The 25952-nt window shown below is 65.2% G+C and carries 26 protein-coding genes; 16 read left to right on the forward strand and 10 right to left on the reverse strand.

What is annotated here, in order from left to right; genetic code table 11:
• Positions 1-37 precede the first annotated feature (37 nt).
• The 3 genes from CAG41_RS09130 (at position 38) to gcvH (ending at position 2036) form a co-directional block, all read left to right on the forward strand.
• Positions 38-550 (forward strand): sigma-70 family RNA polymerase sigma factor, encoded by a 513-nt coding sequence (locus CAG41_RS09130; RefSeq protein WP_085580054.1) that lies wholly within the window; start codon positions 38-40, stop codon positions 548-550.
• Positions 543-1286, forward strand: coding sequence for an anti-sigma factor (locus CAG41_RS09135; RefSeq protein ID WP_085706908.1), 744 nt, complete (start codon positions 543-545; stop codon positions 1284-1286). The genes CAG41_RS09130 and CAG41_RS09135 overlap by 8 nt, the downstream gene beginning before the upstream one ends.
• Positions 1287-1667: 381 nt before the next feature.
• A complete protein-coding gene (gene gcvH, locus CAG41_RS09140; RefSeq protein WP_085633932.1) occupies positions 1668-2036 on the forward strand; it encodes a glycine cleavage system protein GcvH in 369 nt (122 codons plus the stop codon).
• A gap of 122 nt (positions 2037-2158) precedes the next feature.
• Here gcvH and CAG41_RS09145 read toward each other — a convergent pair whose 3' ends face one another.
• Positions 2159-3043: a LysR family transcriptional regulator gene (locus tag CAG41_RS09145; protein WP_085637527.1), complete on the reverse strand. Its 885-nt coding sequence runs from the start codon at positions 3041-3043 to the stop codon at positions 2159-2161.
• 133 nt (positions 3044-3176) lie between these two features.
• Here CAG41_RS09145 and CAG41_RS09150 point away from each other — a divergent pair, with 133 nt between their 5' ends.
• The 4 genes from CAG41_RS09150 (at position 3177) to CAG41_RS09165 (ending at position 9416) form a co-directional block, all read left to right on the forward strand.
• Positions 3177-4823 (forward strand): GMC family oxidoreductase, encoded by a 1647-nt coding sequence (locus CAG41_RS09150; protein WP_085706909.1) that lies wholly within the window; start codon positions 3177-3179, stop codon positions 4821-4823.
• A 127-nt stretch (positions 4824-4950) separates the two neighbouring features.
• Positions 4951-6573 (forward strand): MFS transporter, encoded by a 1623-nt coding sequence (locus CAG41_RS09155; RefSeq protein ID WP_085580044.1) that lies wholly within the window; start codon positions 4951-4953, stop codon positions 6571-6573.
• 175 nt (positions 6574-6748) lie between these two features.
• On the forward strand, positions 6749-8980 hold the full coding sequence (locus CAG41_RS09160; protein WP_085706910.1) for a C1 family peptidase: 2232 nt from the start codon (positions 6749-6751) through the stop codon (positions 8978-8980).
• A gap of 16 nt (positions 8981-8996) precedes the next feature.
• Positions 8997-9416: a hypothetical protein gene (locus tag CAG41_RS09165; RefSeq protein WP_085580040.1), complete on the forward strand. Its 420-nt coding sequence runs from the start codon at positions 8997-8999 to the stop codon at positions 9414-9416.
• A 10-nt stretch (positions 9417-9426) separates the two neighbouring features.
• Here CAG41_RS09165 and CAG41_RS09170 read toward each other — a convergent pair whose 3' ends face one another.
• The 4 genes from CAG41_RS09170 to CAG41_RS09185 all read right to left on the reverse strand — a co-directional run bounded on the left by CAG41_RS09170 (position 9427) and on the right by CAG41_RS09185 (position 13796).
• Positions 9427-9786: a DUF427 domain-containing protein gene (locus tag CAG41_RS09170; protein WP_085580038.1), complete on the reverse strand. Its 360-nt coding sequence runs from the start codon at positions 9784-9786 to the stop codon at positions 9427-9429.
• A 143-nt stretch (positions 9787-9929) separates the two neighbouring features.
• Complete coding sequence (locus tag CAG41_RS09175; protein WP_085580036.1) at positions 9930-11336, reverse strand: serralysin family metalloprotease; 1407 nt, start codon at positions 11334-11336, stop codon at positions 9930-9932.
• A 198-nt stretch (positions 11337-11534) separates the two neighbouring features.
• Positions 11535-12296: a hypothetical protein gene (locus tag CAG41_RS09180; protein ID WP_085580034.1), complete on the reverse strand. Its 762-nt coding sequence runs from the start codon at positions 12294-12296 to the stop codon at positions 11535-11537.
• A gap of 24 nt (positions 12297-12320) precedes the next feature.
• Entirely contained in the window at positions 12321-13796 is a 1476-nt protein-coding gene (locus CAG41_RS09185) for an alkaline phosphatase D family protein (RefSeq protein ID WP_085580032.1), read from the reverse strand.
• Between the two features lie 434 nt (positions 13797-14230).
• On the opposite strand from CAG41_RS09185, the gene CAG41_RS09190 reads away from it, so the two are divergent.
• Positions 14231-16177 (forward strand): DNA topoisomerase III, encoded by a 1947-nt coding sequence (locus CAG41_RS09190; protein ID WP_085706911.1) that lies wholly within the window; start codon positions 14231-14233, stop codon positions 16175-16177.
• Positions 16178-16221: 44 nt separating this feature from the next.
• Positions 16222-16725 carry a GNAT family N-acetyltransferase gene (locus CAG41_RS09195; protein ID WP_085580028.1) on the forward strand — a complete coding sequence of 168 codons (504 nt, stop codon included), beginning with the start codon at positions 16222-16224 and terminating at the stop codon, positions 16723-16725.
• A gap of 13 nt (positions 16726-16738) precedes the next feature.
• Here the strand turns inward: CAG41_RS09195 and CAG41_RS28265 are convergent, their stop codons facing one another.
• Positions 16739-17110, reverse strand: a complete 372-nt coding sequence (locus CAG41_RS28265; RefSeq protein WP_085580026.1) for a hypothetical protein — start codon at positions 17108-17110, stop codon at positions 16739-16741.
• Positions 17111-17237: 127 nt separating this feature from the next.
• Here CAG41_RS28265 and CAG41_RS09200 point away from each other — a divergent pair, with 127 nt between their 5' ends.
• On the forward strand, positions 17238-17567 hold the full coding sequence (locus tag CAG41_RS09200) for a hypothetical protein (RefSeq protein WP_085580111.1): 330 nt from the start codon (positions 17238-17240) through the stop codon (positions 17565-17567).
• 30 nt (positions 17568-17597) lie between these two features.
• Here the strand turns inward: CAG41_RS09200 and CAG41_RS09205 are convergent, their stop codons facing one another.
• Both CAG41_RS09205 and cynR read right to left on the reverse strand, forming a co-directional pair.
• Positions 17598-18659 (reverse strand): MBL fold metallo-hydrolase, encoded by a 1062-nt coding sequence (locus CAG41_RS09205; RefSeq protein ID WP_085706912.1) that lies wholly within the window; start codon positions 18657-18659, stop codon positions 17598-17600.
• A 46-nt stretch (positions 18660-18705) separates the two neighbouring features.
• Positions 18706-19587: a transcriptional regulator CynR gene (cynR, locus tag CAG41_RS09210; protein WP_085580024.1), complete on the reverse strand. Its 882-nt coding sequence runs from the start codon at positions 19585-19587 to the stop codon at positions 18706-18708.
• Positions 19588-19705: 118 nt separating this feature from the next.
• On the opposite strand from cynR, the gene cynS reads away from it, so the two are divergent.
• The 4 genes from cynS to CAG41_RS09230 all read left to right on the forward strand — a co-directional run bounded on the left by cynS (position 19706) and on the right by CAG41_RS09230 (position 22113).
• The gene (gene cynS, locus CAG41_RS09215; RefSeq protein WP_085580022.1) at positions 19706-20173 is read left to right on the forward strand and encodes a cyanase; all 468 of its coding nucleotides are present in this window, start codon (positions 19706-19708) and stop codon (positions 20171-20173) included.
• Between the two features lie 82 nt (positions 20174-20255).
• Entirely contained in the window at positions 20256-20492 is a 237-nt protein-coding gene (locus tag CAG41_RS09220; protein ID WP_085580020.1) for a DUF2790 domain-containing protein, read from the forward strand.
• 12 nt (positions 20493-20504) lie between these two features.
• Positions 20505-21164, forward strand: coding sequence for a carbonic anhydrase (locus CAG41_RS09225; RefSeq protein WP_085580018.1), 660 nt, complete (start codon positions 20505-20507; stop codon positions 21162-21164).
• 172 nt (positions 21165-21336) lie between these two features.
• Positions 21337-22113, forward strand: coding sequence for an alpha/beta fold hydrolase (locus CAG41_RS09230; protein WP_085580016.1), 777 nt, complete (start codon positions 21337-21339; stop codon positions 22111-22113).
• Between the two features lie 48 nt (positions 22114-22161).
• Here the strand turns inward: CAG41_RS09230 and CAG41_RS09235 are convergent, their stop codons facing one another.
• Both CAG41_RS09235 and glsB read right to left on the reverse strand, forming a co-directional pair.
• Positions 22162-23664, reverse strand: a complete 1503-nt coding sequence (locus CAG41_RS09235; protein ID WP_085580014.1) for an aldehyde dehydrogenase family protein — start codon at positions 23662-23664, stop codon at positions 22162-22164.
• 186 nt (positions 23665-23850) lie between these two features.
• The gene (gene glsB, locus CAG41_RS09240; RefSeq protein ID WP_085580012.1) at positions 23851-24759 is read right to left on the reverse strand and encodes a glutaminase B; all 909 of its coding nucleotides are present in this window, start codon (positions 24757-24759) and stop codon (positions 23851-23853) included.
• Positions 24760-25177: 418 nt separating this feature from the next.
• On the opposite strand from glsB, the gene CAG41_RS09245 reads away from it, so the two are divergent.
• Both CAG41_RS09245 and CAG41_RS09250 read left to right on the forward strand, forming a co-directional pair.
• Positions 25178-25375, forward strand: coding sequence for a hypothetical protein (locus CAG41_RS09245; protein WP_085580010.1), 198 nt, complete (start codon positions 25178-25180; stop codon positions 25373-25375).
• A 59-nt stretch (positions 25376-25434) separates the two neighbouring features.
• Entirely contained in the window at positions 25435-25950 is a 516-nt protein-coding gene (locus tag CAG41_RS09250) for a DoxX family protein (protein ID WP_085580009.1), read from the forward strand.
• Positions 25951-25952: the final 2 nt, after the last annotated feature.

The following is a 25952-nucleotide window of genomic DNA, read 5'->3' on the forward strand; positions in this document are numbered from 1 at the left end:
ATCACGGTTATAGGGGTGTGACGGTGCGGGAATCACTATGACGCGATTCGAGGAACTGATTGCGCCCCATCTGGACGCCGCCTATAACCTCGCGCGCTGGCTCACCGGCAACGACAGCGCCGCGCGCGACGTCGTGCAGGAAAGCGCCTTGCGCGCCTTTCGGTTCTTGCAGCGTTTCGCCGAGGGCAACGCCAAGGCGTGGTTCCTGACCATCGTGCGCAACGAAAGCTACACCTGGCTCAAGGCGTCGGCCGGGCACCGCTGGGTGGCCATCGATGACGACCTGAGCGTCGACGAAACGGCGCCCGCCCACCAGCAGGGCCCGGAGCTTTCGGCCATCCACACGGAAAACGCGGCGTTGCTCCAGCAGGCGCTGTGTGCCCTGCCGCCGGCCTTTCGCGAGGTGATTGTGCTGAAGGAGCTGGAAGACATGCCCTACAAGGACATCGCCCTGGTGGTGGACATTCCCATCGGCACCGTCATGTCGCGGCTCGCCCGGGCCCGCGCCCTGCTCAAGCTCGAACTGCTGAAGTTGCACGACCATGAATGAATTCGACTGCACGGTTTGCCGCACCCAGCTGCATGGTTACCTGGATCAGGCACTCGACCCGGCGGCAGCGGCACAGGTCGCGGCGCACCTGGCCACGTGCGTCGGGTGTGCGCAATTGCATGACGAGTACCGATCGCTGAAGGCCGCCGTGAAGCAGCACGCGGCGTATTACCCGGCGCCGCCCGGGTTGGCGGCCAGTGTGTTGGCGGCGGTCGAACCGGCCCCGCGCACCGCCGGGCGCTGGCGCTCATGGTTCGCGCCGGCGTTCTCCGCCGCCGCGTTGGCCCTGGCGATGGTGCTTTACGTGGCGACGCCGGGCGGCGAACAGCCGCTGATGGATGAGGCGGTCTCCAGCCACGTGCGCTCGCTGATGGGCGGGCACCTGAACGATGTGGTGTCCTCCGACCGCCACACCGTCAAGCCCTGGTTCACCGGCAAGCTCGACTTCTCGCCGCCGGTGGCCGACTACGCGGCGCAAGGCTTCCCGCTGCTGGGCGGGCGGCTGGACTACCTGCAGCACCAGACGGCGGCGGCCCTGACCTATGGCCGGGCCAAACACGTGATCAATGTGTTCATCCTGCCCACGCCGGGGGCCGATCAGCCGCAGCAGGTGCAGACGATACGCGGCTTCAACGTGGTGTCGTGGCAGGCGGATCACATGCGTTTCGTGCTGGTGTCCGATGTGGAGAAAGGTGAGCTGGAGGCGTTGAGCCGGTTGTTGGGCAACGGGGCTTGAGCGGCAGCGTTGGCGCGTGCGCCGCAATGCCGTTTGCCCGACGTTACTTTTTTTCGATGGACGGGAAGTACGAGGCCGGGCCCTTGGGTTTGGTGTCATCGGTCATGGGGCGGGCTCCTGGGTTTGATGACGGATTGAAGTCCAGAACGCCCGGGGCGTCCAGCGGACGACGCTTTTTTCGATCTATCCGTGATTGAGGGAATCGCCAAACGCTCTAACGGACTGTCATTTCTGTCAGGTCACTTTTGGCCGGGTTCTGATTACGCTGGCCCCATTCACGGAATGGCTGGATGGCGAAGCGAGCCAAAAAAGCGTGACCTGCTGCGCAGGAACGAGCTCCCTCGCCACAGGGATAATTCAATCGACCTGGAGTGGATCGAGATGGGGAAAATGTATACGACGGAACATGAGTGGCTGTTGTTCGACAGGGATATCGTGACGGTGGGCATTACGGTTCATGCCCAGGATGCGTTGGGCGATATTGTCTACGTTGGTTTACCGAACATCGGCACAAACGCCAGTCAGGGTGAATACATAGCTGAAGTAGAGTCGGTGAAGTCAAAATCCGAAATATTGGCTCCTGTCTCCGGAGAAGTGATTGCGATCAATGAGGCGCTGAATGACTCCCCCGAACTCGTCAATGAAAGCCCGGAGGACAAGGGATGGTTGTTCAAGATCAGAACCTCTGAAAGAAGCAATCCGGCCTGGATGAGCAAATCGGCCTACGACGAGTACGTGAAGAACCGCTAGGACACCGCACCTGTGGTGAGAGGGCTTGTCGAATCGTCGCACCCCAGCGGGACGGTGCGACGATTCGACAAGCCCCTTTACCACAGAAACAATGCTTCAACCCAGCAACGTTCTGCGCCACTTCACCCCTGCAACAACCCCCGCTCCGCCTCGCACAGGCTCACCACATAATCCCAGACCACCCGCAGCCGCACCGACTTGTGCAGTTCCCGCCGGGTGCTGATCCAGTAGCTGCGCTCGATGCTTTCGTCGGGCAGCAGCGGCACCAGCTCCGGGTCGGACGCGGCCATGTAGCACGGCAGCACGGCGATCCCCAGCCCCGAGCGCGCCGCCTGTTGCTGGGCGATCACGCTGGTGCTGTGGAACACCACGCGGGGGTTGCGGCAGAAGCTGTTGAGGAACATCAGCTCCTGGCTGAACAGCAAGTCGTCGACGTAGCCGATCCACGCGTGGCGGCCGAGGTCTTCGCGGCTGCGCAGCGGCGGCGCGCCGTCGAGGTAGGCGCGGCTGGCGTAGAGCGCCAGGCGGTAGTCGGTGAGTTTGCGGGTGACGAGCATGTCGGCCGCCGGGCGTTCGAGGTGGATGCTGATTTCCGCCTCGCGGTTGAGGATGCTGACGAAGCGCGGCACGGCCACCAGTTCCACCTCCAGCCCCGGATACCGCTCGAACAGCCCGCCCATGCGGCTGGCCAGGAACATGATGCCCAACCCCTCGGTGACGCCGACGCGGATCTTGCCCAGCGGCGCGGTGGATTGGGTGATCTCTTCCTGGGCCAGCAGCGCGACGTTTTCCATGGCTTCGGCGTGCTTGAGCAGCGCCTCCCCCGCCGGGGTCATTTCGTAGCCCTGGGCGTGCTGGACGAACAGCGCGGTGCCCAGGCTCTTCTCGATGGCCTCGATGTGCCGGGCGACGGTGGCGTGGGTGGTGTTGAGCCGGCGGGCGGCGGTGAGCAGGCGGCCGCTGCGTTGCAGTTCCAGAAAGAAGCGCAGGTCATTCCAGTCGAACATCGCTTGTCCTTGTTGGCTACGCGGGAGGGGCGCTGTTTGAAAACGCACAGCGGCTGCGCAAAAACTAACATTCTTTTGACGAAAGCTAACAACTAGGATGACCGACAACAAAAACAAGAAGCGAGGTCAGGGAATGCAGACTTCCCTTGATGAATACGACTACATCGTGGTCGGCGCCGGTCCCGCCGGCTGCCTGCTGGCCAATCGGCTGTCGGCCGATGCCCGGCACCGCGTCCTGCTGCTGGAGGCCGGCGGGCGCGACAACTATCCCTGGATCCACATCCCCGTGGGTTACCTGTTCTGCATCGGCAACCCGCGCACCGACTGGTGCTTCAAGACCGAAGCGCAACCCGGCCTCAACGGCCGCGCGCTGAGCTACCCGCGCGGCAAGGTGCTGGGCGGCTGTTCCTCGATCAACGGCATGATCTACATGCGCGGCCAGGCCGGCGACTACGACGGCTGGGCCGCTGAGGGCAATCCCGGCTGGGCGTGGCGCAACGTGCTGCCGCTGTTCAAGCAGAGCGAAAACCACTTTGCCGGCGCCGCCGAGTTCCATGGCGACCAAGGCGAATGGCGGGTCGAGCAGCAGCGCCTGTCGTGGCCGATCCTGGATGCGTTCCGCGAGGCCGCCGAGCAAAGCGGCATTGCCCGCATCGACGATTTCAACCTGGGCGACAACGAGGGCTGCGGCTACTTTCAGGTCAACCAGAAGGCCGGGGTGCGCTGGAATGCGGCCAAGGCGTTTCTCAAGCCGATCCGCGACCGGGCCAACCTGACCGTGCTGACCGGGGCCGAAGTGGACCGGGTGCTGTTCGAGGGCGGCCGGGCCAATACGGTCCGTGCACGCTGGCAAGGCCAGGCGAAGGCGTTCAAGGCGCGCAAGGAGATCGTGCTGTGCGCCGGCTCCGTGGGGTCGCCGAGCATTCTGCAGCGCTCCGGGATCGGCCCGCGGCCGTTGCTGGAGCGCCTCGGCATCGGTGTCGTCCATGAACTGCCGGGCGTGGGCGGCAACTTGCAGGACCACCTGCAACTGCGGCTGATCTACAAGCTGGAGAACGCCCGCACCCTCAACCAGATCGCCGCCAGCCCGTGGGGCAAGATGGGCATGGGCCTGCGCTACCTGTATGACCGCAGCGGGCCGCTGTCGATGGCGCCGAGCCAGTTGGGCGCGTTCGCCCGCTCGGGGCCGGAGCAGACCTCGGCCAACCTTGAGTACCACGTGCAGCCGCTGTCGCTGGAGCGTTTCGGCGAACCGCTGCACCCCTTCCCCGCCTTCACCGCCTCGGTGTGCGACCTGCGTCCGCAGAGCCGCGGCCGGGTGGAGATCCGCTCGGCGGATCCCCAGGCGGCGCCGCTGATCCAGCCCGATTACCTCAGCCATCCCGAAGACTTGCGCGTGGCCGCCGACGCGATCCGCCTGACCCGGCGCATCGTCGCCGCCCCGGCCCTGCGCGCGTTCAACCCGGTGGAGTACCTGCCCGGCGCCAACCTGCAGACCGAAGAGGAACTGCACGAGGCGGCGGCGAAGATCGGCACGACGATTTTCCATCCGGTGGGCACCTGCCGCATGGGCCACGGGGCGGACGCGGTGGTGGACGCGCAGTTGCGCGTGCACGGCGTACCGGGCCTGCGCATCGCCGATGCCTCGATCATGCCGCGCATCACCTCGGGCAACACCTGTTCGCCTACGCTGATGATTGCCGAGAAGGCGGCGCAACTGATCCTTTCCCCGACCGTCGCCGCAGACCTTGCGGGAGCCAGCCTGCTGGCGATCTCCTGAATTACCGCTATCGCCAGCAGGCTGGCGCCTACAGGGGACGCTGCACCCGCTTCACAGACATCGCGCTTCACCGGGACACGCAACACCAGTGGAAACAACAAAAACAATCACTGTGAGGGATACCGATATGTCAGAACACGTTCAGCCGCTGGACGCCGTGGGCGCCACGCAGACCACCCCCGATACCCGCAAGGTCATCTTCGCGTCGTCCCTGGGGACGGTGTTCGAGTGGTATGACTTCTTCCTCTACGGCGCCCTGGCGGCGGTGATCAGCAAGCAGTTCTTCGCCGGGGTCAACGACACCACGGCGTTCATCTTCGCGCTGATGGCGTTCGCCGCAGGCTTCATCGTGCGGCCGTTCGGAGCGCTGGTGTTCGGTCGGCTGGGGGACATGATCGGGCGCAAGTACACCTTCCTGGCGACCATCATCCTGATGGGCGTGGCGACGTTCGCCGTGGGCCTGCTGCCGACATACGCCAGCATCGGCATCGCCGCGCCGATCATTCTGGTGGTGCTGCGCATGCTCCAGGGCCTGGCCCTGGGCGGCGAGTACGGCGGCGCCGCGACCTATGTGGCGGAGCACGCGCCCATCGGCAAGCGTGGGTTCCACACCAGCTGGATTCAGTCCACCGCCACCCTCGGCCTGCTGCTGTCGCTGCTGGTGGTGCTCGGCTGCCGTTACTTCACCGGCGATCAGTTCGAGGTGTGGGGCTGGCGCATTCCGTTCCTGCTGTCGATCGTGCTGCTGGGCATCTCCACCTGGATCCGCCTGAGCCTGCACGAGTCGCCCGCGTACCTGAAGATGAAAGAGGAAGGCAAGACCTGCAAGGCGCCGATCCGCGAGTCGTTCGGCAAGTGGGAAAACCTCAAGGTGGTACTGACCGCGCTGTTCAGCATCAACGCCGGGCAAGCGGTGACCTTCTACGCGGCGCAGTTCTACGTGCTGTTCTTCCTCACCCAGTTCCTGAAGATGGACGCGGCGGTGGCCAACAGTCTGCTGATCGTCAGCGTGGTGATCGGCGCACCGTTCTTCATCATTTTCGGCTGGCTGTCGGACAAGGTCGGGCGCAAACCGGTGCTGATGATCGGCCTGCTGCTGGCCACGGCGCTGTACTTCCCGATCTTCAAGTCCCTGGCCCACTACGCCAACCCGGCCATCGACCAGGCCAGCCGCCAGGCGCCGATCACCGTGTCCGCCGACCCGGCCACCTGCACCTTCCAGTTCGATCCGGTGGGCAAGGCCAAATTCGACAGCCCGTGCGACAAGGTCAAGACCTTCCTGGTCAAGCAGGGCCTGCCCTACAACAGCGAAGCCCTGCCGGCCGGCAGCGGCGTGCAGGTGAGCGTCGGCGACGTCAAGCTCGACGGCTTCGACGAAGCCGCCCTGCGCGGCGCCGTGACCCTGGCCGGCTACCCGCAGCAGGCCGACATGCAGCAGATCAACAAACCGATGATCGTCGCCCTGATCGTGGCGCTGATCATCATCTCCGCCATGTGCTACGGCCCCCTTGCGGCGCTGATGGTCGAACTGTTCCCGACCCGCATCCGCTACACCTCGATGTCGTTGCCCTACCACATCGGCAACGGCTGGTTCGGCGGCTTCCTGCCGACCGTGTCGTTTGCGCTGGTGGTGTACACCGGGGACATCTTCTACGGCTTGTGGTACCCGGTGCTGATCACCGGGGTGAGCCTGGTGGTGGGCATGCTGTGCCTGCGGGAGACCAAGAACATCGACCTGAACAAGAACTGACGCCGGTCCTTGTCGGCGAGGGGCACCCCTTCGCCGACCACGCTTCATCGGCTCGCCGTACCCCGCGCCTGCGCCCGGAAATTCTCGTCTACGCTAAACCTCACCAACGAAACCCTGCGACGCAGAAAGCGTTCGTGGCGTGGGGGTACGCGCCTCTCGGATCGAGGATTTCCCCATGCCTGCCTCCGTGTTTTCCTTCGCCAAGACTCCCCTCACCCTCGACGCCCGCCCGGACCGCCTGGACCTGCGCGACCGAATCTTCACCCCGCGCGTGCAGTCGCTTCCCGCCGCGTTCCCCTCGGATGACGACATCATCCATGAGCTGGCCGACTACCTGAACCGCGGCATGGTGCTGTACCAAGGCAACGAAGGGGCCTGCACCGGTTTCGGCCTTTCGGCGGTCATCAACTACCTGCTGTGGTGGCGCGACCGCCAGTCGGTGCTGACCAGCCCGCGCCAGCTCTACCATCTGGCCAAGCTCTACGACGAGTGGCCGGGCGAGGACTACACCGGCTCCAGCTGCCGCGGGGCCTTGAAGGGCTGGCACAAGCACGGTGCCTGCGAACGCAGCCTGTGGCCCTACACCGTCGCGCCGAACGGCTCGGCGCCGGACTTCGAAGCGCCGGCCGCCAACTGGGCGCAGGACGCCGTGACCCGGCCGCTGGGCGTTTACTACCGCGTCGAGAAAGACGACATCACCGCGATGATGGCGGCGCTGCATGAAACGAAAGTGCTCTACGTGTCGGCCAATGTGCACAAGGGCTGGGATCTGCAGCACAAGGGCAAGTCGGGCACCCAGGCGTTCCACAGCACCTCCCAGCTGCCGGTGATCAAGTGGACGTCCAAGCCCGAAGGCGGACACGCGTTCGCCCTCCTCGGCTACACCCACGAGGGGTTCATCGTGCAGAACTCCTGGTCCACGGCCTGGGGCTTTTCGGGCTTTGCGATCCTGACGTTCGAAGACTGGCTGGCCAACGGCACCGATGCCTGGACAGTGTCGCTGGGGGTGCCGATCAAGCACGGAACGGTTGCGCGCAATCTGCAGCCTGCCGACGTCCGGGGCGGTGCTTCGTCCCCGTTCATCGATGCCTTGTCTCCGGTCAACGCCAAGCGCGCAGGTCTTTCCCTGTTGTCGTTCGACCTGTTCAAGAAGCCCCGCAAGGGCCTGCCCGCCCTGGAGCCGAAAGCCGCCTATGGAATGACGGTGGTCATGGAAAACAACGGCGCCATCGGCCCACGCCTCGTAGACATGGAAAACGTGCGCACCGCCGTGATGCATATCGTTCGGCAAGCGCCGAAGGTGTGGTACGGCAACCTCAAGGACTCAGACCGGCCGGACAAGCTGCGTATCGCGGTCTTCTCCCACGGCGGCCTCAACACCGAGAGCGATTCGATCGATCGCATCTGCGCGATGGCCCCCTACTTCCTCGCAAACGGCGTCTACCCGTTGTTCATCACCTGGCGCACCGGCGTGCTGGAGACCGTGGCGGATATCGTCAAAGACAACTTCCCCGGCCTGCTTTTCTCCTCGGGCGGCATCATCGACTCGATCAAAGACGCCAAGGACGAATTCGTGGAGGACATGGATCGCACGCTGGAAATGCTCACCAAACAATTCGGCGGCGACCAATGGAGCCAGACGAAGCAGAACGCGCTGGCCGGTTCGGTCAGCGGATTCACACCGCAGGCGTTGGTGGAGATAGCCGACAATCTGCAGGCGCTCGCCGCCGACCTGGGGCCAGCCAACGTCGAACTGCACCTGATCGGCCACTCCGCCGGGTCGTTGATCAATGGGCATCTGATCCAGTTGCTCTGGTCCAGGCATTTGCCCACCGCCACGTCCACACTGTTGGCGCCGGCCTGCACGCTCGACTTCGCCAACCGGACCTATCGCAGGGTCATCGAAGACGGCGGCTTGCAACGCAGCGACTTCCACTTGCACATCATGTCCGACAATCGCGAACAGGACGACAACGTCATCCACGTCTATCAAAAGTCGCTGCTTTACCTCGTCTCCCGCTCGTTCGAGGAACTGCAACGCATGCCGCTGCTGGGCATGGCCAAGAGCCTCGACGGTGCCTATCACACCTTCAGCGACCCCAAACTGAGCGAATGGAACCCCGCCGCCAAAGACATGACCCTGCAGTGGAACAACTTCTACTGGAACGGCAATGCGCCTTCGGGTTTCGCCCTGACGGGCAAAGGCCTGACCGAGGAGGCCGCACGAACCCTGCACATCTACAACGACACGAAAATGAAGTACGGGCCCGACGACAAAGACAAGCACGACACCTCCCACGGCGGATTCGACAACGACGTGAATGTCATGACCTCGGCCCTTAAGACCATTCTGCGGCTCGACCCCGACGTCAACCTGAAAGAGCGCATCGTCGACCTGAACTATTGAGCACCGGAGCCCGCACATGACGCCTTCAACCCTCGCTCCACCGGGCGCAAGCGAACTGCTGCGCACCGTCGACGTCCGGGCCGTCGAACCCTGGTTCCCCACCTCGGTGATGCTGACCGCCGGGGAACGCTATTTCTTCCGGGCCTGGGGAAACTGGTTCGATTGGGGCACACAGCACAACGCCAACGGTGAGCCGCAACCCAAACTCGACAAGTTCCTGCCGTACATCCGCTGCAAGGCACCAGGCGCCACCTGGTTCACGCTGATCGGCGCGGTCGACAAGGACCGGGACAGTTTCTTCCCCATCGGCGACGGCCTGCGCTGGCCCGACGGCTGGGTCGCACCGGCCAGCGGTCAGCTCAGGTGCTTCGCCAACGATGTGCGGATCATGTACTTCAACAACACCGGGGCAGTCACGTTGCAGGTCTGGCGCTGAGCCCGGCGGTTCAACTGATCACCTGGAACTTCACCTGATCGGGGTAGAACGCCACGTAGTCGCGGATCGCCGCCACCGACACTTTGGGGCGTTCGTAGGTCCACACCGCGTTGGCGCCTTCATGGCCGGGCACCTGCAGGCTGAAGTAGTTGGCGTCGCCCTTGTACGGGCAGTAGCTGGTGTGGTCGGTGCGGGCGAAGTATTTCTCGTCGATGTCTTCGCGGGGGACGTAATAGACCGGCGGGTAGTTGGCTTCCTTGAGGATCAGCACGTGGGAGGAAGCGGCCACCTGGATGCCGTGGAATTTCACCAGCAGGCAACCGGAAAGCTCTTCGAGGGAGATGACGGGTCTGGGGCCTGAACGTTTCATCGACTGCTCCTGACGGCGGTACAGGGATCGGTTCAGGTATAACCCATGCGACCCGACCGCGCCGGATCCACAGCCGAACGGCGCACCGCCCATGAAAAAACCGCAGCCTTCGCAGGCTGCGGTTTCTTTTTGCGCAGGTCAGGTCACGCGACGATGTCGCTTGCCAGCGCCTGCCCCACCACGCCCACGGCGAAGTCCACCGAACCTTGGCCGGTCAGGTCGATCATCAGACTGGTCTGGTTGGTCTGCGCGAAGTAGGTGAGGATCGCATCGCCGGCATGGCCGGTGAAGCCGCTGACGAAGTTCAGCGTGGCCGCGCCGGTGGCGAAGCCGGCGATGCCCGACAGGTCGATCTTGTCCAGGCCGCTGGTGAAATCCATGATCCAGTCCGGCGCGGTCATGGTCGAGTCGCTGGCCGCGCCGAACACGAAGGTGTCGGCCCCTTCCCCGCCCCACAGCGTGTCGCCGCCGCCACCGCCGTAGATCAGGTCGTTGCCGGCGCCGCCCACCAGTTCGTTGGCCGCCGCGTTGCCGATCAGCAGGTCGTTGCCCGAACCGCCGATGGCGTTCTCCAGGGTCACGCCATAGGCGATGGACACGTTGCCCACCAGGCCGCCGACGTCGGAGAACGAACCTTCATTGAGGTTGATCTTCTGGTTGTGGCTGAAGCCGGAGAAGTCCAGGGTGTCGTTGCCGCCGCCGTCCCACACCGAGAACACCACCTTGGAACTGTTGGAGGTGGCGCTGTAGAAGTCGCGCTCGGCGTTGGAGTTGAAGCCGTAGACGGTGTCGTCGGCACGGGTCTGCAGGTTGGCGCCGTAGAGTTTCTGCACCGCCACGATGTCGTCCAGCAACGGCGCCGACGCGTAGGCGCCGCTGCCGTCCTTGCTGAAGTTCTGGGCGGTGTTGCTTTCGCTCCAGTAGCTCATGAGGCTGTAGCCGCGGGTGTCTTCGGCGTACTTGGCGTCACCGTAGGTCGGGTTGCCGTTGCCGGCGTTGTAGGCGCCGGGGTGCGACAGGCCGAGGGTGTGGCCGATTTCGTGGGTCAGGGTCTGGCGCCCGTAGTTGTTGGTGCCCGGGGTCTTGTTGACCTGGTACTGGTCGTTGATCAGGTACCAGGACTGGCCGTCGTAGCTGCTGCCTTGGGGCAGGTAGGCGAACGCCGCGCCGCCGGTGCTGACGTCGTAGTTGCCGAACGTCATGTGGCCGTCGCCGCCGTTGCCTTCGGTGAAGGTGACGTTGGCCACGTCGGCCCAGGATTGCATGGCGAGCACGGCCTGGGCTTTCTGCAGGGCGCTGAACTCGCCGAAGTTGCCCAGTTTCGGGTTGTAGTTGGCAGGCTTGTCGGTCAGGAAGGTGTAGCTGAGGTCGATCTTGCCGTCGCCGTTCTTGTCCTGCCAGGACATGCCCTTGCGCAGGATCTCGGCGGCGGCCTGGTCGGCGGTGAACGACGGTTTGCCGTTGACCTGACCGTCGCCGCGGTCGTACAGGTGGCGGAAGGTGTCGATTTCGGTGAAGGCGTTGCTGGCCTGGGAAGAGGCTTGAGGCATGGTGTACGTCCTTGTTTCAGAATTGTCGGTGTCCGACAGACCACGGCGATCTCCGGCGAGACCGTCCTGTCACTCGCCCCTGCCGTCGCGAAACGGCAGGCGCGGTGAACCTGACACAGCCCGAAACAGGGCGCCAATCAATTTCTCGATACTCCCGCCCGCGTCCCCGCTCTTCCCTTCACCTCAGTTGCCGTCGGCTCACTTGCCGTCGTGGATGTTGTAGTCGTGCGGTGCGGTGTACCGACCCTTGGGCGGCGCCACGTTGTTCTTGGTGAAGTATTCGTACCAGTACATCGCCGTCGCCCAGATCGCTTCGGGGCTGGAGGCGCGCGATTCGAGGCCGGGCGTGAGGTCCAGGCCGGTGGCCGCGTAGAGGGTTTCCAGCATGCAGGCCGTAGGCAGCCCGATGCCGTCGTGGATCGGGTTGGGCGTGCGCGCCACGCCCCAGGAAAACGCCAGCCAACGCACGACGTGCTCCAGCGCATCGACATAGGCCCGGCCCTTCTCGAACAGTTCGCGCTTGCTCAGCACGTCCTCCTGCGAACGGGGCCAGGCGATCACGGCGATGTTTTTCCAGCGGCCCTCGTCCGCCAGCAGCTGCACCGGGGACTCCACCACACCGTTGCGCTCGGTGGCGAACACGCCGCCTTCGGGCTGGAACAACGGCACGTGCAGGATCGTCGAGTGCGCCACGCCCTTGGGCGACAGTTTCAGGAAGGCTGACGTTGACCAGTAGGACGGCAGCAGGTCAAAGCGCAAGTGCGACTGGCCGGTGCGCAAGCGCCAGGCCATCGTGTCGTTGGCGCCGGCCAGCAGCACATAGGACTGGTCGGGGTTCTTCTTGTCCGCCAGCTCGCCGACGGCGCGCTCCAGCCAGCCGACGTTGTCTTCCTTGGCCTTGCGCTTGAAGGTGCTGATCTGCGGGTTGGACCGCGCGACCTCTGTGAATTTGACGGGCATGTCGGTTCTCCATGAACGGGGTCATCAGGCATTGAGCAACGTGAAAGGGCCGGCGGACGACGCCGGCGTGGGTGGCGCGGTGATCGGGTAGTAGGTGACCTTCAGTTCCACGCCGAACCCTGAACGGGAAAACTCCACCAGCGCGACATGGTTGCCCCGCCAGCCCTGCGGCCGCGTCGGCTCGTCCGGCCGGAACGCCTTGTTGCCGAAAGAGGCCGGGGCCTTTTCGGGATCGGAGTGCAACGGCCATTGCTGGCGGTCGCCGAAGATGCCGTGCAGGAAGTCGCCCGCCTTGGCCAGTTGATCCACCACCGGCGTCGGCACCAGGCTGGTGGGCGAGCAGACCACCTCGGTCAGGCAGGTGCGCGAGGTCTTCATGTTGCTGGCCTGCATCACCCGGCTCCAGTGCACGTCGCCGGTGAGGAACACCACCTGGATGCCGTGCTGCCCCAACCGGTCGAGGGTGTCGATCATCATCTTGTACTGGACGCCGTAGTTGGCCAGCTCGGCGTCGCCCAGCTTGTCCATGAAGGCCGGCTGGGCCGACAGCGTCTGCCCGGTGGCCAGCACGCCGATGCGCGGCTGACCCTTGCCTTGGGAAGCGATCAGGTCATTGGCCCACAGCTTGAACGCGTTCTCGGCATCGATCGGCATCAGGCCCTGGGGGTGGTTGAAATCGGCCATGCGCTGGCTGCGCGTGTCGAGAAACAGCATGCTCAGCGGCTCGATGTCCAGGCGCAGGCTGGTCTGCGCCACGGTGCCGCCCTGCTGGTAGTCGGCGTACATCTCACGGGCGGCGTCGGCCCACAGGTTGACGCCGCCGGCGGGTGTCGGCGCGGTCTGGGTGCCGTTCTTCCAGAACTGGCTCCACGGGTAGTTGTTCCAGAACTCGTGATCGTCCGGCAGGCAAAAGGCCGGGGCCTTGCTCAGCCCTTGCTGGAGGCCGATGCCGCCGGTCATCTCCGAGAGCCAGTTGTGCCGGTACTTGCGCGAGATGGCCTGGCGCAGCGCGTCTTCGGTCTGGGGCATGGACTCCAGCGCCGGGGCATCGAGGTAGACCTGGTCGCCGGCGAACAGGGCCATGTCCGGCTTGACCGGCAGGCGTTGAATGAACCGGCCGACGTCCACCGCGTCGGTTTCGCAGCAGTAGCACGAGGCGAGCAGGATCTTGAAGCTGCCTTGCAACTTCGCCGGCACGCTGGCCGGCAACGAGGTCACCCGCAAGAAATACGGCGTGAAACCGGCCCCGGCGTCGACCCGGACGGGGTGCTCGACCCCGGCGCCCAGCGCCTTGAAGGTGAACACCGCCTGAAAGTTGGAGTACGGGTTGCCCGGCTTGCGGTCACGGATCGGCGCAAACACGCCGGCAGCCACCGGCACGAAGGGTTGGGAACCGACCGTGAAACTGACGGTGGGCGGCTTGGGCACGTCAAACGCCCCCACCCACAGCTTGATCTCATCGGGCGCGCCGAGCAGGGGACGAGCGATCAGATAGGCCATGGCAACTCCTGGGCCGCGAGGCCGGAAGATCTGGGTGACAGGCAGAGTCCGCCAATGGCCGGGCGACGCTGGCGCAAGGAAGGATGCCGGAGGAAAGCACGGGAAACGCGGCTCGGCTGCATCATGCAAATGCCCTCTCCACTGGACGCTCCAAGGTGGCCGCGCCGCTTCACCGATGAAGCGGGCCGGGCCTGATCCATAAGGAGTCTCGTTCCGAGAATTCGCCGCAGGACACAGCCATCGAACGAAACGGGCTCCGCCGAAACCGTTCGGGGGCGCCCTGATTGCTCAGTTAAGCAACGGTCGGCAGGAACGCAAGGCGCGGCAACCTCCGGCAACACGAAGGCTGTACATCCATACAGATAAAAGTTGCCCATCGGCGCAACTCCAGCCATCCTGTGCGCCTCTTCGGACTTTGATCGACGACGGTGTCCATGCGGCTGTACCTCTGCGAAAAACCTTCCCAGGCGAAAGACATCGCCGCCGTGCTGGGCGCCAAGCGCCGGGGCGACGGCTGCTGGCTGGGAACGGACGTCACGGTGACCTGGTGCATCGGCCACCTGCTGGAGACCGCGCCGCCGGACGCCTACGACGCCCGCTACAAGCGCTGGGTGCTGGCGGACCTGCCGATCATCCCCGACCGCTGGAAAATGACCGTCAAGCCGCGCACCGCCAGCCAGTACAAGGCAGTGAAGCGCCTGCTCGGCGAGGCCAGCGAACTGGTCATCGCCACCGACGCCGACCGCGAGGGCGAAATGATCGCCCGCGAACTGGTGGAGCATTGCCGCTACCGCGGGCCGATCCTCCGCCTGTGGCTGTCGGCCCTGGACGAAGCCTCGATCCGCAAGGCCCTGGCCGCGCTCAAGCCGGGGGCCGAGACCTTCAGCCTTTATCACTCGGCGCTGGGACGCTCACGGGCCGACTGGCTGATCGGCATGAACATGAGCCGTCTGTTCACCCTGCTAGGCCGCCAATCGGGCTATCAGGGCGTGCTGCCGGTGGGCCGGGTGCAGACGCCGACCCTGCGCCTGGTGGTGGATCGCGACCGCAGCATCGCGGACTTCGTACCGGTGCCCTACTGGGCCATCGACGTGCAGTTGCTGCACGACGGCCTGCCGTTCACCGCCCAATGGCGCGCACCGTCCGATGCCTGCGACGACCAGGACCGCTGCCTGAACCAGGCGTTGGCGCAGCAGGCGGCCGACGCGATCCGCGGCGCCGCCAGCGCCCGGGTGGTGAAGCTGCGCACCGAACGCCTGCGGGAAGTGGCGCCCCTGCCCTTCGACCTGGGCACCTTGCAGGAAGTCTGCTCGAAGAAGCTCGGCCTCGGCGCCCAGGAGACCCTCGACGTCGCCCAGGCCCTCTACGAGACCTACAAGGTCATCACCTACCCGCGCAGCGACTGCGGCTACCTGCCCCTGAGCCAGCACGCCGAGGCACCGGGGATCCTGGCGGCGCTGCGTCAGGCCGACCCGAGCCTCGAAGCCCTGCACGGCCACCTGCAACCGCAACGCCGCTCCCGCGCCTGGAACGACGCCAAGGTCAGCGCCCACCACGGCATCATCCCCACCGCCGCCGCGAAAAACCTCGAACGGCTCACCGGCAAGCACCGCGCGGTGTACACGCTGATCCGCGCACGGTATCTGGCGCAGTTCCTGCCCGACCACGAATACGACCGCACCCAGGCGGATTTCGATTGCGCCGGCCAGGCCTTGCGCGCCGTCGGCAAACAGATCGTCGAGCCCGGCTGGAAACGCGCCTTGCCTGAAGCGCTGGCCGCGGCCAGGGGGCGCGAGGCACCGGCGCCGCAAACCTTGCCGGCGCTGAGCCAGGGCGACGACTGCACGGTGGCGGACGTGAAGCTCAAGGATCTGTGGACCCAGCCGCCCAAGCCCTACACCGAAGGCGACCTGATCAAGGCCATGAAGAACGTCGCCAAACTGGTGGAGGATCCGCTGCTCAAGCAGAAACTCAAGGACACCACCGGCATCGGCACCGAAGCCACCCGCGCCTCGATCATTCAGGGCCTGCTGGACCGCGGTTACCTGGTGAAGAACGGCAAGGCACTGTCGGCGACGCCTGCGGCGTTCAGCCTGATCGACGCCGTGCCACGGGCCATCGCCGACCCCGGCACCACGGCGATCTGGGAACAGGCGCTGGACATGGTGCAGAGCGGCGAGATGAGCCTGGAAGAGTTCGTCACCAAACAGGCGGCCTGGATGAGCAAGCAAGTCACCCGCTGCGCCGGCCTGAGCCTGACCATCAGCGGCCCGCCGCCCTCCGGCAAGGCTGCGGCGCCGTGGAAGAAAAAACGCAAGAGCACCGGACGCAAAACCGCCGGCGCCGGAAGACGCACGGCGAAAGCGGCCGCCAAACCGTAAACCGCGCACTAGAGTTTCTGAAGCGATTGCCAGGAACCCGCGCCATGCCCAGCATCGAACTGCACGCCGCCCACCGCGACGACCACGACACCCTCGACAGCCTGATGCAGTTCTACCTGCACGACTTCAGCGAATGGCTGCCGCTGAAACTCGGGGAGAACGGGTTCTATCCCATCGGGCCGACGCTCGACTACTGGCGCCACCCCGCCACCCGCGCCTTCCTGATCCGGGTGGACAACGAACTGGCGGGGTTCATCAGCGTGGACGGCAACACACACCTCAAGGGCGCCGAGCACAACCTGGGCTATCTCTTCGTCTGCCGGCGCTGGCGTGGCCGAGGCGTCGCGCAATTTGTCGTCTCTGACCTCTTGAGCCGCATCCCCGGCCAATGGCAGATTTTCCACATCGACGCCAACCGCCCGGCACAGCGGTTCTGGGCCGGAGCCATTCCGGCGCTGAGCAGCGGCGCATTCACCTGCGAGCAACGCGTGATAGACGGCTACCCCTGCACCGTCTACGGCCTCCAAAGCCCCGCTCCCATGGCCTGAACTCCCCTTTTCCTCATTCCAAAACGACTTTGTCCGACAATATGTAGTGACCAAAAATAATCACTACAAAACCGTTGACGACGTCGTTCGGCTTTTGCATGATGCAGACGTCTCCCCGATCGGGAGCACTGGCAACACGCTTGAGCAAGCTCGTCTGACCGCCGAGTTGTTTTTTCCGGATACACGCTGCCCACAAGGCAGATTGAAGAAGCTGACCTGGCCTGAACGTCCAGTACAAGGACGGGAAACGCTGGCGAAAATTCTCAAGTCGCTTGTGGCGAACCCTGAAAAAGTCGTCAAGGAGCCTCCCGGTTTTCGCTGTTTCTCTTCGTTGTGACGCTATCGCGTAGCAGTTATTCAACACGACTACATGCAGCAGACGCATGACCCCGTACTTATCACGGGCGACCGCTGACGTCCTGGTTTCGGTGCCAGGGATCAACTAACCGATGGGCTACCTGTATTAGCGAATCAACTTTGCAAGATCACCAAACTGGTCAAGGGGCATGAACATGAATCTGAACAATCAACCTACCATCGAAGAATTGGCTCGTCTTTTCGCAGCGAAGAAAGACACCCACGACAGCCATATCCTGTGGATCAGCAAGTCGGGGCAGGTACAGATCGACTGCCTGTCGCCCCACGCCGGTGAAGAAGAGTTCGACAAGAACAACCAGAACCTGCTGGCCCGCCTGAAGATGTACCGCCGCGGCCAGGGTTATGTCGGCAAGAAGGCCGCCGCCGACAAGGACTTCATCGGCAATGTCCTGCAGACGCTGAAACAGGCGTGGGACTCGATGCAGAACCAGACTGAGGCCCGGGTCATCGACCGCCTCTGCTGATCGGCGAACGCCATGAAAAACCGCTCCCCTTCAAGGGAGCGGTTTTTTTTCGGGCGCCGGAAAGCGCACCTCGGACAACGGCGCCGGCAGCACGACCGGCACCTGCGGGCCGACCGTGGTCTGCACCACCCGGATCATCGAGCGCACATCCTGCCCGACCAACAGCCTCGGTTCATGGGGATCGTTGCCGAAGAAGTTTTCCCAATGGCCGATCAGCACCATCCGTGGCCTATGCCGCTCCAGCACCCGCTGCGGATAGTGGCGTACCTGTTTCCACGACGAGGCGCAGAGTATTTCAACGTCGACGCCCTTGCCGTCGGCCAGCGCCGGCATGTAGCCGAGCGGCGGCGTGGCCGCCGAATCCTGATAGTGGATGCGATAGACCGGGTACTTTCCGGCGTCGTCCATCAGGTCGATGACCCAGGCCAGGCTCTGGCCGGACTTCCACTGCCACAGCGACAGCTCGGGTTTCGTCAGGTCGGTGTGATAGTCGCCGGGCACCAGGTTCAGGCCGGCGACATGGCCGGCGTGTTCGCTTTGGATCGGCATCACCCGGATGCGGCCGCTGGGGGACGGGAACCATTGCCCCTCCTTCATCAGCGGGCCGGGCTCGCCGAAGCCTTTCAGTTTCGCCATGTCGTCTTGAACATCGACAACGGGAAACCGCTTCAGCTCATCGAACCCCTGGAGGATGTGCTTGACCGTCTCCGAACCGTAGATCGTCGCCTGAGGCGTGTACTTGCGGACGATGATCGGCACATCCAGCAGATGGTCGTAATGGCCATGCCCCACCAGCAGCATCCGCACGTCAGCGGCGTCGGGCACGTCGCGCATGGCGTCATCGATCTTGCGCTCATTGGCCAGCACCAGCGGCGAAGGCACGCCGCGCAGGCCGAACAGGCTGGGGTTGCTGAACGACGGCGCCAACATCAGGCCCTCGCCCTTCCAGTGCAGCAGCCACCCGCCGACACCGAGGAACTGGATCTTCGGCCCGGCAAGGTGGTGTTCGTCCGAGACCCGAAGGCCCTGATCCAGCGGATCCCGGGTGCAGCCCGTCAACACCATCAGCACGATCAGCACAATCACCGGCATCGCTGCATTCCTCCGTGAGGCTGTCCAAAGCCTAGCGGAGGAAGGCTCAGGCGTCAGGCGTCCCCAGCAGCAGGTTCATGAACGCCACCGACGCGGCGCTGTGGTAGTTGTTGCGGCGCCGCAACACCGCCGCTCCGCGCTCTGGCGCCTCGCCTTCGGCGCGGACCTTGTGCAGCCCCCGGTCCAGGGTCGCGATGGCCTCCGGCAGCATGGTCGCCATCGGCGTGTGGCGTATCACTTCCAGCAGCGTGCTCACGGAGTTGACCTCGATCTGCACCCGGGGGGAGATGCCCTGCCGGCGAAAGTATTCGTCGGTGGATTGGCGCGTGATGAACCCCGGCGCCAGCAAGGCGAAATCCAGCTGCGCCACCTCGTCCGGGCTCAGCGGCGACTCACGTCCGTACAGCGGATGGCCGCGCCCGACCATGATCCCCAACGTCTCGACGAATGCGGGAATGCACTCGATGTCGGGATGGCGCGCCGGTGCGAACGCGATCGCGATGTCCAGCGAGTCGTCCGCCAGCCCCGCCTCGATGTCGTCCATCGACAGCTCGAAGATCTCCAGGTGAATGCCGGGAAACCGCGCCGCGAAATCCCGCACCAGCGGCCCGACCAGGTACGCCATGAACGTCGGGGTCATGGCCAGGCGCAAGGTGCCGCGGGTCAGGTCCTTGACGTCATGCAGCGCCCGCTTACCCGCCTCCAGCTCCACCAGCACCCGCCGCGCGCATTCGATGTAGGCCAGGCCGGCGTCGGTGGGGCGGACCGTGCGCGAGGTGCGGTCGAACAGCGTCACGCCGAGGCTGTCCTCCAGTTGGCGGATCTGTTGCGACAGGGTCGGCTGCGACACGTGCAGCGCCTCCGCCGCGCGGGTGAAGCCGCCGTGGTCGGCCACGGCCAGCAGGTAACGCAGATGTCGCAGCAGCATGGGCACACCATCTATAGGCAGGACTTATGCGAAGCATTGTATATCGATCTTGGACGCTATGGATCGATCGGCGCAAGATCGCTTCCACACCCAAGCCAACCCCGAAAGGAGTGACACCATGCAACAGTCCCACGCCTACAACGACACCAGCCTGGCCCTGACCACCCGCGTCCTCGACGCCAAGGCCCGCAAAGACCTGTCGTGGCAGGACCTGGCCGACGACACCGGCCTGAGCCTGGCCTACGTCACCGCCGCCCTGCTCGGCCAGCACCCGCTGCCGGCGGCCGCCGCGCAGACCGTCGGCGACAAGCTGGAACTGGACGCCGCCGACGTCGCCGCCCTGCAGGTCATCCCGCTGCGCGGCAGCCTGAGCGGCGTGCCGACCGACCCGACCATCTACCGCTTCTACGAGATGATCCAGATCTACGGCACCACCCTCAAAGCCCTGGTCCACGAGCAGTTCGGCGACGGCATCATCAGCGCGATCAACTTCAAGCTCGACATCAAGAAAGTCGAAGACCCAGAAGGCGGCTCCCGCGCCGTGGTCACCCTCGACGGCAAGTTCCTGCCGCTGCGTCCGTTCTGATCCACCCGGCCCGCACCCGGCGTGCGGGCCTCCCCTACCCCGATAGCCGACACCGTCACACCACTTGTCTGGAGGCTGCCCCATGCAAAAGATTCCGTTGCTCCTCGCCCTGCTCGCCGGTCTTGCCGCCCAGGCCCAGGCCGATGAAGAAGCCGTCGCCTACCGCTACGGCATGGCGCTGGACATTGCCCAGGTCGTGAGCGTCACCCCGGTCGCGGACATCTGCGGCGTGGTGCCCGTCGAGATGACCTACCTCGATTCACACGGCGACAAACACATCCTTCAATACAGCGAATTCGGCACCGGCTGCTCCAACTGAGAGGACGACACCATGAAAAACCTGATCGAAGGCTTCCTGAAATTCCAGAGCGAAGCGTTTCCGCAACGCACCGAACTGTTCAAGCACCTGGCCACCACCCAACAGCCCGGCACGCTGTTCATCACCTGTTCCGACAGCCGCGTGGTGCCGGAACTGCTGACCCAGCAAGAACCCGGCGAGCTGTTCGTGATCCGCAACGCCGGCAACATCGTGCCCTCCTACAGCCCGCACCCAGGCGGGGTATCGGCCACGGTGGAGTACGCGGTGGCCGTGCTCGGCGTCACCGACATCGTCGTCTGCGGCCACTCCGACTGCGGCGCGATGACCGCCATCGCCCAATGCAAATGCATGGATCACCTGCCCGCCGTCAGCGGCTGGCTGCAGCACGCCGAGTCGGCGAAGGTGGTCAACGAGTCCCGGCCCCATGCCGATGACGCGGCGAAGCTGAGTTCGATGGTGCGGGAGAACGTGATCGCGCAACTGGCGAACATCCAGACCCACCCCAGCGTGCGCTTGGCCCAGGAAAAAGGCCTGCTCAACCTGCACGGCTGGGTCTACGACATCGAGACCGGCTCCGTCGACGCCCTCGGCAGCGACCGCCGCACGTTCGTGTCGCTGGCCGAGCACCCGGCCACCTGCGCGATACCGGCCACGTCCGCCGCAGCCGCCTGAACCCGACGCCCCGAACCCTTCGGGGCGTTCGCTTTGTATCGCTCTGTAGCCTGCGCGCCCCCCAGACACAGTTCAACGCATCCACGACGGGAGCCCGACACATCGCCGATACAGCCAGCGCCTTCAATAGGCCTGAACGCGGTATCCCTCCTCCCGACACAAGGAACACACGATGAACAAGTGGTTTGCAGGACTTGCCCTCACCGCCGCCATGGCCGGCGCCGCCTCGGCCATGGCCGCCGACGCCAAGCCCACCGTCGTGCTGGTGCACGGCGCCTTCGCCGACTCCAGCAGCTGGAACGGCGTGGTGAAGATTCTGGAAAAGGACGGCTATCCGGTGGTGGCCGCCGCCAACCCGCTGCGCTCCGTCAAGGGCGACGCGCAATCGGTGGCCGACGTGCTGGCCGGGATCAAGTCGCCGGTGGTGCTGGTCGGCCACTCCTACGGGGGACCTGTGATCAGCGCGGCGGCCTACGGCAACGCCAACGTCAAGGCACTGGTCTACGTCGCCGCGTTTGCCCCTGAGGCGGGCGAAACCGTGGCCGGGCTGGCCGGCCGTTTCCCCGGCAGCACCCTGGGCCCGACCCTCGCCCCGCCCGTGGCCTTGAAGGATGGCGGCAAGGATCTGTACATCCAGCAGGACAAGTTCCACGACCAGTTCGCCGCCGACGTGCCGAACGCCGACGCGAAACTGATGGCCGCCACCCAACGCCCGATCACCGAAGCGGCGCTGAATGAGGCGTCGGGCGAGCCGGCGTGGAAGTCGATCCCGTCGTGGTTCGTGTACGGCGACAAGGACAAGAACATCCCGCCCCAGGCGCTGGCGTTCATGGCCGAACGGGCCCACGCCCGGCAGACCGTGGTGGTCAAAGGCGCGTCCCATGTGGTGATGGTGTCGAATCCGAAAACCGTGGCCAGCCTGATCGAAGCGGCCGCCACCGCGAAGTGAAACGAAAAGGCCGCGCCCGTCATCCCGACGGGCGCGGCCTTTTGCCGTTCAGCGTTTGACGCCCAGGTCGACCTGGGTCATGCGGCTGCGCACGGTGAACACACCGTCGCCGGACAGGATCGCGCTGCGGGCGAACAGGCGTCCGCTCTCCCAGTTCGAAAGCCCCAGTTCCGGCTTGTTCAGCGCGTATTGGCCATCGACCCAGCGGGTGATGCCGTTGCCCACGAACGGCGCGTTGACCGCACTGTAGAAGCGCTGCTGTTCGGCGACGTTCTCACTGATCAGCGACACGGTGAACTGCGGGCTGTAGCGGTTGAACAAGGCAATCGCCTGGTCCAGGCCGTCGACGATCATCAGGCTGGTTTCCGGGGTCTCTTCCCATTCCCACTCGCGGCCCAGCTGCGCCTCGGGCAGCGCTTCAGCCTGGGCCTCGGTTTTGTAGCCTTCGGCGCGGTAGACCTCGACCGTCGCGTTGCGCCACTCATCCGGCAGGCATCCTTCACTGCCCTCGACGATGTGCAGCTTGCAGGCCTGACCGCGCGCGGCGCCGGCCTGTCGCAGCGCATCGAGGAACAGCGGCACCAGTTCGGCGGCGCGCTCGCGGTGGATCAGGCAGACGTTGAGGGTGTTGCAGACCTTGCGGTCCAGCGAGTTGCGCACCACCGCCGCGAAACGTTCGGCGTCGGCCTCCCGGTCGGCGATCAGCCACGCGCCGCCGGTGCCGTGCAGGCTGACGGCGGTGCCGGCCTGCTGGGCGATGCTGCCCAACTGGCTGACCGCCCGGCCCGAACCCCGGGCCACCGCCAGCGACAGGCGCCGGTCGGCGAACATCGCCCAGCCGGCGGCGTGGTTGACGCTTTCCACCAGCGACACCGCACCGGCCGGCAGACCGGCATCGGCCAACGCCGGGTTCAGCGCATGGGCGACGATGGCTTGCGCGGTGCCCAGCGCATCGCTGCCGATCCGCAGCACGGCGGTGTTGCCGGTGCGCAGTACGCCGGCCGCGTCGGCGAACACGTTCGGGCGGCCTTCGAACACGAAGGCGACGATGCCCAGCGGCGACACCACTTGCTCCACTTTCCAGCCGTCGTGCTCGACGCAGCTGATGACCTGGCCACGGGTGGCCGGCGCATCGCGCCACGCCCGCAGGCCGGCGATCATGTCGCGGCGCATGCGCTCGTCGGCCAGCAGGCGCGTAGTGGAACGGCCACGGGCCTTGGCCCTTTCGATGTCGGCCAGGTTGGCCGCTTCGATCAGGGCCCAGCACTCGGCGGACTCCAGGCGTTGGGCGAACAGGTCGAAGAAGCGGCCGATGGCTTCGTCCGACACCGAAGACAATGCGCTGAAGGCAGCGGCGGCGCGTTCGATCGCCACCGCCGCCGCTTGCTGGTCGGCCACGGGAATCAGCAGCAGCTCACCGCTGACCTGCTCCACGAGCAGGTGGTCACCGGGTCGGAAACGCTCAGCCAGTTCGGGGCTGACCACGGTGACGCGGTTGCCGGCGAAAGGGATGGGCGTGCCAGCGACGAGACGTTCGAGCGCGAGAGACATGAAGCGGATTCACCATAGGAATGAGCGGGCAAAAAATGTATAGGAAGGCCCGCCACCAAGGCAACCCACAGAACCCTGTGGGAGCGAGCCTGCTCGCGATGGCGTCAGGTCAGCCGGCCCCTATGTCCCTGGCCCACCGCCATCGCGAGCAGGCTCGCTCCTACACTCGGCGAATGGCTGTGCCGGTCAGAACACCGACCAGCCGATCCGCGCGCTGAGCATCTCCAGCGCCGCCATCCCTGCCAGCGAGTTGCCCGCCGTGTTGAGCTCGGGCGACCACACGCACACCGTGAACTGCCCCGGCACCACCGCGACGATGCCGCCGCCCACGCCGCTCTTGCCCGGCAGGCCGACGCGGTAGGCGAAGTTGCCGGCCTCGTCGTACAGGCCGCTGGTGGCCATGATCGAGTTGACTTGCTGGGTCTGGCGGCGGGTCAGGATCTGTTCGCCGCTGTGCTTGCAGAAGCCATCGTTGGCCAGGAAGCAGAACGCGCGGGCCAGGTCGATGCAGCTCATGCGCAGCGCGCAGTGGCTGAAGTAGCTGCGCAGCACCGCCTCGACGTCGTTGTGGAAATTGCCGAACGACTGCATCAGGTACGCCATCGCTGCGTTGCGGGCGCGGTGCTGGTATTCGGACTCGGCGACCTTGCCGTCCACCATCACCTGAGGGTTGCCCGACAGCCGCCGGACGAAATCGCGCATCGACAGCGCCGGCGCGGCGAAGCGCGACTGGTTGATGTCGCAGATCACCAGCGCCCCGGCGTTGATGAACGGGTTGCGCGGCCGCCCGCGCTCGAACTCCAGCTGCACCAGCGAGTTGAACGGCTGGCCGGAGGGCTCGTGGCCCAGGCGTTCCCAGATCGCCTCGCCGGAATGCTCGATGGCCTGCACCAGGCTGAACACCTTGGAGATGCTCTGCACCGAGAACGGCGTGTCGGCGTCGCCGGCGCAGTACATTTCGCCGTCGTTGCCGTACACGGCGATGCCCAGTTGATTGGCCGGCACGGTGCCGAGGGCGGGAATGTAGTCAGCCACCTTGCCTTGCCCGATCAGGGGCCGGACAGCGTCAAGGATCTCGTTCAACAGCGCTTGCATGCCGGGTTCCGAAGTCTCGCCCCATGGGATCGCGGGGACACCGTGGCTAGACGCTGCGGACCGCTGCCGGATCACAGCGCCCGATCAAATCCCTGTCCCGGTCAGTGCGGCGGTGGCTGTACCGGCCTCATCGTCGGATCGCCGCCCGGAACAAGCCCGCTCCCACGGTGCTTGGGTTGAACCCAACATCTGTGAACGACTCGGAACCTGTGGGAGCGGGCTTGCCCGCGATGAGGCCCGCACGGTCAAGCACACCCAGGCCTGTATCGCAGTGTGTACCGCCTCGCCGCAGACACACGGCGCCCACACTTTCGCCTCTGCGCGACACATCGCCGATACACCCCGGCGTTCAAATGAACCTGTCGACCGGCACTGCCGGTCAAGCCTTTCAAACCACTCGATACGTCGGAGAACCACCATGACTCAGCTCTCGAAAAAGTCCCTCGCCCTCGGCCTGCTGATCGCCTCGGGCCTGGCCCTGTCCAACGCCGCTTCGGCCTCCGAGGCCTTCAGCGTCAAGCAACTGGATCACGGCTACAGCCAGGCCAAGGCCGACGCCACGGAAAAGTCGTCGGAAGGCAAATGCGGCGAAGGCAAGTGCGGCGCCGGCGAATGACGCCCGGCACGGGGCACGCCGTTGCCCCGTTTCCCCTGTAAACCATGGAGCGTTTGATCATGACCCCCTCTCTTTCCTCCGCCGTCAAAGGCCTGCACCTGAACCTCGACCGCGCCGGCCAATGGCTCGCGCCGCTGACGCTGCGGCTGTTCATCGCCTGGGAATTCTTCGAATCGGGCCTGGAGAAGTTCAACGGCCAGAACTGGTTCGAAGACATCCAGGATCGGTTCCCCTTCCCCTTCGACCATCTGCCGGCGACCCTGAACTGGGAACTGTCGATGTGGGCCGAGCTGATCGGCGCGCTGGCGATCCTGATCGGCCTCGGCACACGCTTCTCGGCGGTCTCGCTGATCGTGGTGACCGTGGTCGCCACCGCCGCCGTGCACTGGCCGGCGGACTGGTCGTCGCTGAGCGAACTGGCCCAAGGCTACGCGATCACCAACAAGGGCTTCGGCAACTTCAAGCTGCCGGCCATTTACCTGGCGGCGCTGCTGCCGCTGGTGTTCGCCGGGGCCGGCAAGCTCAGCGTGGATGCGTGGCTGGCCAGGGTGTTCTGGCGGCGCCACGCCCGCTGAGG

The sequence above is a fragment of the Pseudomonas sp. B35(2017) genome, assembly GCF_002113645.1.
Classification (GTDB): Bacteria; Pseudomonadota; Gammaproteobacteria; order Pseudomonadales; family Pseudomonadaceae; genus Aquipseudomonas; species Aquipseudomonas ekonensis.